General features: G+C 68.7%; 1 protein-coding gene. It reads left to right on the forward strand.

Going from position 1 to position 1,810, the window contains the following annotated elements; translation table 11 throughout:
• Positions 1-117: 117 nt before the first annotated feature.
• On the forward strand, positions 118-1,810 hold a 1,693-nt coding region (locus FJM51_RS23305), incomplete at its 3' end, for a CoA transferase (RefSeq protein ID WP_140456475.1).

Raw genomic sequence — 1,810 nt, forward strand, 5'->3', positions numbered from 1 at the left:
CCTTGGCGGATGGCACGGGAGGGCCGCGTGACACGAGATTTCAGTAGGACGAAGCGCGGCGCCGCGCCGGCGCGCGACGGCCGCGCGGCTGACTTTTCATTCGAAGAGAACCACATCATGCAGCGCGCGAGCCTTCCCCTTCACGGCGTCAAGGTGATCGACTTCGGGCAGTATATCGCGGGCCCGGCGGTCGCGATGATCCTCGCCGACTTCGGCGCCACGGTCGTCCACGTCGACCCTCCGTCCGGGCCACTCTGGGAGAGCCCGGCGAACGCCACGCTGAACCGCAACAAGCTTACCCTGCCGCTCGATCTCAAGACCCCCGAGGGGCTGGCGGAGGCGCGGCGGCTGATCGACGAGGCCGACATCCTCGTCGAGAATTTCCGCCCCGGCGTGATGGCGCGCCTGGGGCTCGATCCGGCGGCGCTGCGCGCGGCGCGGCCCGAACTCATCACCGTCTCGATCCCCGGCTTCGCCTCGAACGACGAGCTGCGCCGGGAGTGGCGGGCCTTCGAGTCGGTCATCGCCGCCGCCTCGGGCGTCTTCACCGACATGGGCCTGAACCGGGTGCTGATGGGGATCAATCCCTGCTTCTCGCCGCTGCCGCTCGCCTCGGCCTACGGCACCATGCTCGCGGTCTCGGCCACGGTCCTCGCGCTCCAGGCACGCGAGCGCACCGGTCTCGGCGACGGCATCGAGGTGCCGCTCGCGAGCGCGGTCATGGAGGGGCTCACCTACAACTCGCTGCTCGTCGAGGACTATCCGGCGCGCTACAAGACCCAGCGCGAGCAGGAGATCGAGCGGCGGCGCGCGAACGGCCTGCCGATGAACGTCTCCTACGGCGAACTGCAGGAGTTCCTCGATCCCTTCTACCGCAGCTACGAGTGCAAGGACGGGCGGACCTTCTACGTGGTCTGCCCGAGCCACCGGAATCACGCCAAGCGCTGCCTCCAGACCCTCGGTATCTATGACGAGATGGTCGCCGACGGGCTGAGGGAGGAGCCCGACACCTATCTGCCGGTCAGCGAATGGTCCTCGGACGTCTCGCTTGGAGTCTATCCGCTGCCGAAATTCTGGGCGGACAAGATCGCCGCGCGGATGAAGCAGGTATTCCTCACCCGCGCCGCCGAGGAATGGGAGCGGATCTTCGGCGAGGGGCTGTTCCCGGGAACGCCGCAGCGCTGGCTCAGGGAATGGCTGAGCGACGATCACGCCCGGGCCGCCGGGATCGTGGTCGAGGTCGACGATCCCGAGTACGGCCGGATGATCCAGCCGGGTCCGATGGCCTGGCTGGAGGAGAGCGGCGAGGTGATGCTCACCCCCGCGCCGCGCCGGAACGTCGACTTCGCGGAAGCGCTGGGGGCGCTGAAGGCGCATCCGACGCGCCTGCCGACGCCCGCTCCGACCGGCGCCGCGAAGGGCTGGCTCGAAGGGGTGCGCGTCCTCGACCTCTGCAACGTCATCGCCGGTCCGCACAGCGTCTCCTATCTCGCCCGCTTCGGCGCCGAGGTCATCAAGGTCGATCCCGCCCGGCCGTTCTACGATTGCTGGAACACGGTGATCTTCGGCATGACCCACATGCGCGGAAAGAAGTCCGTCCTCGCCGGGCTGAAGTCGCCCGAGGGCCGAGAGATCTTCGAGCGGCTGCTGCGCTCGGTCGACGTCGTGGTGTGGAACGCCACGGATCGCCAGGTGAAGAGCCTCGGTCTCGACGCCGAGAGCCTCGCCCGGATCAATCCGGAGGCGATCTTCTGCCAGCTCGACTGTTTCGGCGGCGCGCGGCGCGGCCCGCGCAGCGACTATCTCGGCT

It is taken from the genome of Amaricoccus solimangrovi, assembly GCF_006385685.1.
Taxonomy (GTDB): Bacteria; Pseudomonadota; Alphaproteobacteria; order Rhodobacterales; family Rhodobacteraceae; genus Amaricoccus; species Amaricoccus solimangrovi.